The 6,455-nt window shown below is 67.5% G+C and carries 7 protein-coding genes; 4 read left to right on the top strand and 3 right to left on the bottom strand.

Features of this window, described 5'->3' with window-relative positions; all coding sequences use genetic code 11:
* On the bottom strand, positions 1–322 hold a 322-nt coding region (locus HG262_RS31160; protein ID WP_169274582.1), incomplete at its 3' end, for a hypothetical protein.
* A gap of 23 nt (positions 323–345) precedes the next feature.
* Here HG262_RS31160 and HG262_RS30685 point away from each other — a divergent pair.
* From HG262_RS30685 to HG262_RS30670, 4 genes are all read left to right on the top strand, one after another.
* Positions 346–1,218, top strand: a complete 873-nt coding sequence (locus tag HG262_RS30685; RefSeq protein WP_169274581.1) for a DUF2950 family protein — start codon at positions 346–348, stop codon at positions 1,216–1,218.
* 211 nt (positions 1,219–1,429) lie between these two features.
* A complete protein-coding gene (locus HG262_RS30680) occupies positions 1,430–2,374 on the top strand; it encodes a beta-propeller fold lactonase family protein (protein ID WP_169274583.1) in 945 nt (314 codons plus the stop codon).
* 286 nt (positions 2,375–2,660) lie between these two features.
* Positions 2,661–3,398: a polysaccharide deacetylase family protein gene (locus HG262_RS30675; RefSeq protein WP_006227323.1), complete on the top strand. Its 738-nt coding sequence runs from the start codon at positions 2,661–2,663 to the stop codon at positions 3,396–3,398.
* 2 nt (positions 3,399–3,400) lie between these two features.
* Entirely contained in the window at positions 3,401–4,408 is a 1,008-nt protein-coding gene (locus HG262_RS30670; protein ID WP_169274579.1) for a sterol desaturase family protein, read from the top strand.
* 78 nt (positions 4,409–4,486) lie between these two features.
* Here the strand turns inward: HG262_RS30670 and HG262_RS30665 are convergent, their stop codons facing one another.
* The gene (locus HG262_RS30665; RefSeq protein WP_169274578.1) at positions 4,487–4,993 is read right to left on the bottom strand and encodes an acyl-CoA thioesterase; all 507 of its coding nucleotides are present in this window, start codon (positions 4,991–4,993) and stop codon (positions 4,487–4,489) included.
* 53 nt (positions 4,994–5,046) lie between these two features.
* The coding region (locus HG262_RS30660) for a DUF1254 domain-containing protein (RefSeq protein WP_169274577.1) at positions 5,047–6,455 on the bottom strand (1,409 nt) is incomplete at its 5' end.

Below are 6,455 nucleotides of genomic sequence, written 5' to 3'. Positions count from 1 at the left end.
CCGGGCTCAGGGCGCGGGACAAGGCGCGCGTGACCATCCCCAGGGCGCAGGCGCGGGACAAGGCGCACGAGACCGGGCGCAGGGCGGGCAGACGCAGCACGCCTCCGGCGCATCCACGCATGATCGGCAAGCCGCGGCGCAACGCCAGCGTGCCGACGAATCCGCGGCGCGAGACCGGGCGCGGGCGTCCAACAGCAGCAGCGCGCTGCACGACGCCGGCAACGGCGACCGCATGCGTCAGCAAAGCCACCGCAGCGACATGAACCGCGGCGGCGGCGGAGGTGGCGTGCAGCGAGGCGGCGGCGGGGGCGGCGGGCGTCATATGGGCGGCCGGAGGTGAGCACCATGGACAAGGGAGCTTTCATGACGAATGCCTGGGATCGTGCCCGCGTGCTGGGCGCCGCGACACTGCTGACGCTGGGGCTGGCGGCCCCGGCGGCGGCGCAAAGCCTGTATCCGACAGCGCAGGCCGCGGGGGACGCCTTTGCCGATGCGCTGGCCACCAGCGATCTGGCCGCGATCGCCCGCGTATTGGGCCCCGATCACAAGCAGATCGTGCCGGGCGGCGTGGCGCAGGACGACATCTACCGTTTCCTGGCGGCATGGGCGAAAAAGCACGAGATCGTCGCGGAAGGCGGCCGTTCCTGGCTGGCCGTCGGCGATTCCGGATGGACCATGCCAGTGCCCATCGTGCAAACAGGCAAGGGCTGGCGGTTCGACCCGGCGGCGGGCAAGGCCGAAATCCAGCGCCGTGCGATCGGCCGCAACGAACTGACTGCGATCGAAACCCTGCAGCAGCTGCAGGCGGCGCAGACCCGCTATCAACAAGGCGTGGGGCAGGGCCGCTATGCAACCCGCCTGGTCAGCCGCCCCGGCACGATGGACGGCTTGTACTGGCCCGAGGTGCCGGGCGCGCCGCCGCAGGCCTTTGGGCCGGACGCGTTGGTGATGGGACCTGAAGTGCCGGTCGAGGACGCCTATGCCGGCTACCGCTACAAGGTGCTGCCGGGTGGGCAAGACACTGCGTATCGCATCGTGGCCTGGCCGGCGCGCTACGGCAAGACCGGCATCGGCACCTTTGTCATCGGTCCGCAAGGCGGCGTGCGGGAAGCCGATCTGGGCCCCTCGTCGGCGTCCCGCGCGGCCGCCTTGCGCGAACGCGATATCGCGTCCGACGCCTGGGCCGATGCTGATGCGCAACCCGTTGGCGCCAAATGACTTTTCAGTGAATTCAGAGGGTTTTCAGGCGGGGGTTGTTGCGGGGTCGCAACAGGCGTGTACGTTTGTCGCCAAACCCCCGGCTGTTGCCCTTTTGAAAGGTGGCTGTGCCTAAAATGGCGGGCATTGGGATCGGTGCCCGATCCTTACTTGCCGGACCTTGAAATTGAACCCCTTGCATTTTGTCCGCTACGCCTTGGCCGGCGTAGGGATGGCGCTTAGCGCAGCGGCGGCATCCGCCCCGATTTTTGTCCTGAACTCCCTGGACGCCAACGTCAGCATCATCGATCCCGTGTCCTACAAGGAACTGCGGCGCGTGCCGACCGGCAAAGAGCCGCATCACCTGTACCTGACCCCGGATGAGAAGTCGCTGATGGTGGCCAATGCCACCGGCAACACCATCACGATGATGGATCCCAAGACGGGTGACGTGCAGCGCACGCTGACCGGTATCGTCGATCCCTACCAGCTGCAGTTTTCGCCGGACATGAAGTGGTTCGTCACGGCGGCCAACCGCCTGGACCATATCGACATCTATGCCTGGCAGCCGCAGGAAAAGGGCGCCGAGCTGAAGCTGGTCAAGCGCGTCCCGGCAGGCAAGACGCCCAGCCACATCATGATCGACAAGAAAAGCACCACGGCCTACGTGACGCTGCAGGACAGCGATCAGCTGATCGCCATCGACCTGGCCACGCAGACGCCCAAGTGGACGGTGTCCGTCGGCAAGACGCCGGCCGACGTGTTCCTGACGCCCGACCAGAAGACGCTGCTGGTGGCGCTGACCGGCGACTCGTTCGTCGAAGCCTACGACGTCAGCAACGGCCCCGCCAAACTGGTCAAGCGCATCCCCACGGCCGCCGGCGCGCACGCTTTCCGCGCGCAGGGCGACAAGCGCCATCTGTTCGTCAGCAACCGCACCGCCAATTCCATCAGCCGCATCGACATGCAGACGCTGGCCGTCACCGACACCTTCCCGGTGCCGGGCGGCCCCGACTGCATGGACGTGCTGGCCGACGGCAAGACGCTGCTGGTCACGTCGCGCTGGGCGCGCAAGATGACTGTGGTGGACCTTGAGCAGAAGAAGGTCGTGAACCAGGTGTCGGTCGGCAAGTCGCCCCACGGTGTCTGGACCCTGAATCATGCGCCAACGAGGTAGGAGCCCCCACGCTGCACCCGCTGTCGCGGGTTTGCTGCCCCCCGGGGGGGCGTTTTCACCTTGGGGCGGCCCGGCGGTGAAAAAGAGCCCCCACGCTGCACCCGCTGTCGCGGGTTTGCTGCCCCCCGGGGGGGCATTTTCACCTTGGGGCGGCCCGGCGGTGAAAAAGAGCCCCCACGCTGCACCCGCTGTCGCGGGTTTGCTGCCCCCCGGGGGGGCATTTTCACCTTGGGGCGGCCCGGCGGTGAAAAGCCTTCTTGCGGCGGTGCTGGCGTTTGCCGTCCCGATGGCGAATGCGGCCGCGCCGACGACGTGCGACAAGCCGGTGTATCTGACGTTCGACACCGGCCACATGGGCGTGGCGCCGCTGATCGCCGACGTGCTCAACCGCCATCACGTCAAAGTCACCTTCTTCCTGGCCAATGAGCGCACCAAGACCGACGGCGCCAGCCTGGACGACGTGTGGGCGCCGTGGTGGAAGGCGCGCGCGGCGGAAGGCCATGCCTTCGGTTCGCACACGTACGACCACGTCTACTGGCAAGGCGACCTGCCCGGCGGCAAGTTCCGCGTCAAGCCCAGCGCCGGCCCGGAAACGGGCAAGCGCGAGGAATGGACGGCCGAGCAGTATTGCGCCGAGATCAAGCGTTCGGCCACCCGATTTCACCAGATGACGGGCCAGAACATGCTGCCGATCTACCGTGCGCCGGGCGGCAAGACCTCGCCCGCGCTGCTGAAGGCAGCCAAGGCGTGCGGATTCGAGCACGTGGGCTGGGCGCCCGCCGGCTTCCTGGGCGACGAGTTGCCCAGCGATAAATACCCCAATGCCAAGTTGCTGGACCAGGCGCTGCGCACCATCAAGCCGGGCGACATCCTGCTGGCCCACCTGGGCATCTGGTCGCGCCAGGACCCCTGGGCGCCCGCCGTGCTGGAGCCCTTGATTGTGGGCCTGCAGCAGAAGGGCTATTGTTTTGCTACCTTGAATACGCATCCCGCTTACCGCGATTGGATCGCCACGCATCACTGATCATGGATACGCTTAGTCAATTCTTCGGGGCCTGCCAGCAATGGCTCTTCGAAACGCTGATCCAGCCTGCGCTGTTTCACCTGGGGATGAGCAACTTCATCGAAGACGGCTACGACGCCACCATGTGGCTGCTGATGGGTCTGGTTCAGGTCGCCGTGCTGGTGCTGGTGTTCGGCCCTTTGCAGCGACTGCGGCCGGTTGAAGGGGTCACCGATCGCCGCCAGATCGGCATCGACGTGCTGTACACGCTGATCCACCGCCTGGGCGTGTTCCGGCTGGCGCTGTTCTTCACGATCGACCCGTTCTGGGACAGCATCTTCGGGCAACTGCACGTCTGGGGCTTCGCGCCGTTCCAGCTGGACCAGTACTGGCCCGGCGTGACGGACAAGGCCTGGGTCAGCCTGATCATCTACCTGCTGCTGTTCGACGCCGTCGACTACGTCTACCACCGGGCCCAGCACCGTTTCAGCTGGCTCTGGGCGCTGCACGCGGTGCATCACAGCCAGCGCCAGATGACCATCTGGAGCGACGACCGCAATCACCTGCTGGACGACATGCTGCGCGACGTGCTGGTCGTGTTCGTGTCGCAGCTGGTGGGCGTGCCGCCCGCGCAGTTCGTGGTCGTGGTGGCTATCACCCAGTTGGCGCAGAGCTTCTCGCATGCCAACCTGCGCATGCATTTCGGCGCGCTGGGAGAACGCTTGCTGGTCAGCCCGCGCTTTCACCGCCATCACCATTCCATCGCCTACGACGCGTCCTCGCCGGGTCCGGTCGGCGGCTACAACTTCGCCGCGCTGTTTCCGATCTGGGACGTGCTGTTCCGCACTGCCCGCTTTGGCGTGGGCTACGGCCCCACAGGCATCCACGACCAGCGGGCGGAACTGGGCGGCCGCGACTATGGCCGCAGCTTCTGGTCGCAGCAATGGCTGGGCATCAAACGCATGGTGGGCCGCGACCGCGAACCGGCGTCCGCGCCGCCCAGCCCGCCGGGCGCCGCGGAACGCGCCTGACGGCGTCTGGCCCCGAGCCCCGGCGCATGAAAAAACCGAGCCTGTAGGGCTCGGTTTTTTTTGTCCGGCGCGGCGCGCTCAGGCGGCCGGGGTGTCGTGCGTGGTCTCGCGCTTGATCTCGTCGTGGCGGCGTTCCATTTCCTGCCGCAGTTCGCGGCGCAGGCGCGCGGCCTCGAAGCGCTGCCTCTCTTCCAGGTTGCGCGGTGCAAGCGGCGGCACGGCGGTCGGTGCGCCCTGGTCGTCCACCGCCACCATCGTGAAATAGCAGCTGTTGGTATGGCGCACCAGTTTCTTGCGGATGTCCTCGGTAACAACCTTGATGCCGATCTCCATCGAGGTGCGGCCGGTGTAGTTCACTGCCGCCAGGAAGGTCACCAGTTCGCCCACGTGGATGGGTTCGCGAAACACCACCTGGTCCACGGACAGGGTTACGACATATTGGCCGGCGTACCGGCTGGCACAGGCGTAGGCCACCTGGTCCAGGTACTTGAGGATGGTTCCGCCGTGCACGTTCCCTGAAAAATTCGCCATGTCCGGCGTCATCAGGATGGTCATCGACAATTGGTGGCTAAAGGCGTCGTCCATGGCGGGCGCTCATCATTCAGAAATAAAACGCCTATGGTAGCGGCAGGCGCCTGTCATGGCGCCGTCATTCCGGCGCCGTCTAGGGTTTCTTCGCGATGGGCCGCCTCCGCCGGCGGTGGCGGCCCATCGCGCACCAGCGGGGGCGGCATCCACAACCCGTCCAGCAGCGCGGGGCCCGGCTCGTAGACGCGCAGCAGCAGCGTTACCGGCCCTGAGGCCGGCACGGGCAGCCAATTGGCCTGGTCTTCGGGGGCGGGCGGCGCGTGGCTTACGTGCAAATCCAGCGAACCATCGGCGTTGTAGCGCAAGGGCGCGCGGTCACCCAGCGCGTAGCGGTTCAGCATGTTGGCCACCGGCATGCCCTGGCCGTCATAGGCGGCCAGCGACCACAGCGCGCCTGCGGGCGGCAACTGGCCGCTTTCAAAGCGCAGCACGTAACGGTGCGCGCCATCGATCGGCGCGCCCTGGCTGTCGGCCGCCAGCAGCAGCACCGCCAGGTCCTCGGGCAGGCCCGAACCGGGTTGCGCCTGGGCGGCCAGCGCGCGGCGCAGATAGGCGCTGCCGTACACGCCGATGCTGGCCGTTTCCTGCTGCCAGCCGTTTACGGCGCGCAGCGTGCCGCCGGCTGCGGCTTCCATGCGCTCGCGTCCCGCGCGCAGGCCCCGGCGCATGCCTTGCTTGGCGGGGTGGTCCAGGCGGTCGAAGTCGAACGTCCTGCCGGGGATCAAGCCCACCCGGCGCAACGGCGCCAGCACGGGTTGGTCGGTGGCGTGCGGCGGGTTCTTGCGCAGCAGCTCCGCCGCGTAGGTGAAGAAGGCGTCGGTGGGCATGGATTCGACTTGTTCGCGCACCGGGATCTTCAGGTCCAGGTTTGGGTCGGACTTCACGCGCTGCGACTGGGCGGGCAGGTTCCATTGCGACAGCGGCGTCAGCGTGAACCCGTCCTGCAAGGCGTTGACCGCGGGGTAGTCCGCAAGACCGCCGGTCTGGATCAGGGCCTTCGCCCAGACGTGGGCCGTGGGGGCGTCGATGCGCGCCATGCCCGATGGCAGCGTGCCGGTCCAGCCTGGCGGCACGATCACCGTATTGCCCTTGGCCGTGCCGGTGGTGCGCTTGCCCAGCGTGGCGAACACGTCCGTCCACATGTCCAGCAGGGTCAGCGTGTACAGCCGTCCCTGGGTGTCTGGCACCGACAGCACCACGGGGCCGGCCGTCAGGTCCAGCCAGCCAGTGCTGCGCAGCATGTCGGGGTTGGCCCATGGCGCGGCCGCGCCCGGCTGGGGCAGGGCGCGGACATGCAGGAAGGCATTGGACGGCGCGCCCTGGGCGCCCTGTGACGGATGGGTGAACTGGCGTCGGGTGAGGTCCATCGTGACCAGGGGATAGAAATACAGGTAGCCGTCCATGGCCGCCTGATGGGCGGCTTCGGTGGCGGCCGCGGCCGGCGTCAAGGCGGCGCGGG

The sequence above is a fragment of the Achromobacter sp. Bel genome (assembly GCF_012928505.1).
Lineage (GTDB): Bacteria > Pseudomonadota > Gammaproteobacteria > Burkholderiales > Burkholderiaceae_B > Achromobacter.
Note: the sequence above shows the minus strand (reverse complement) of the source record. Positions and strands in the feature narration are given on the sequence as shown.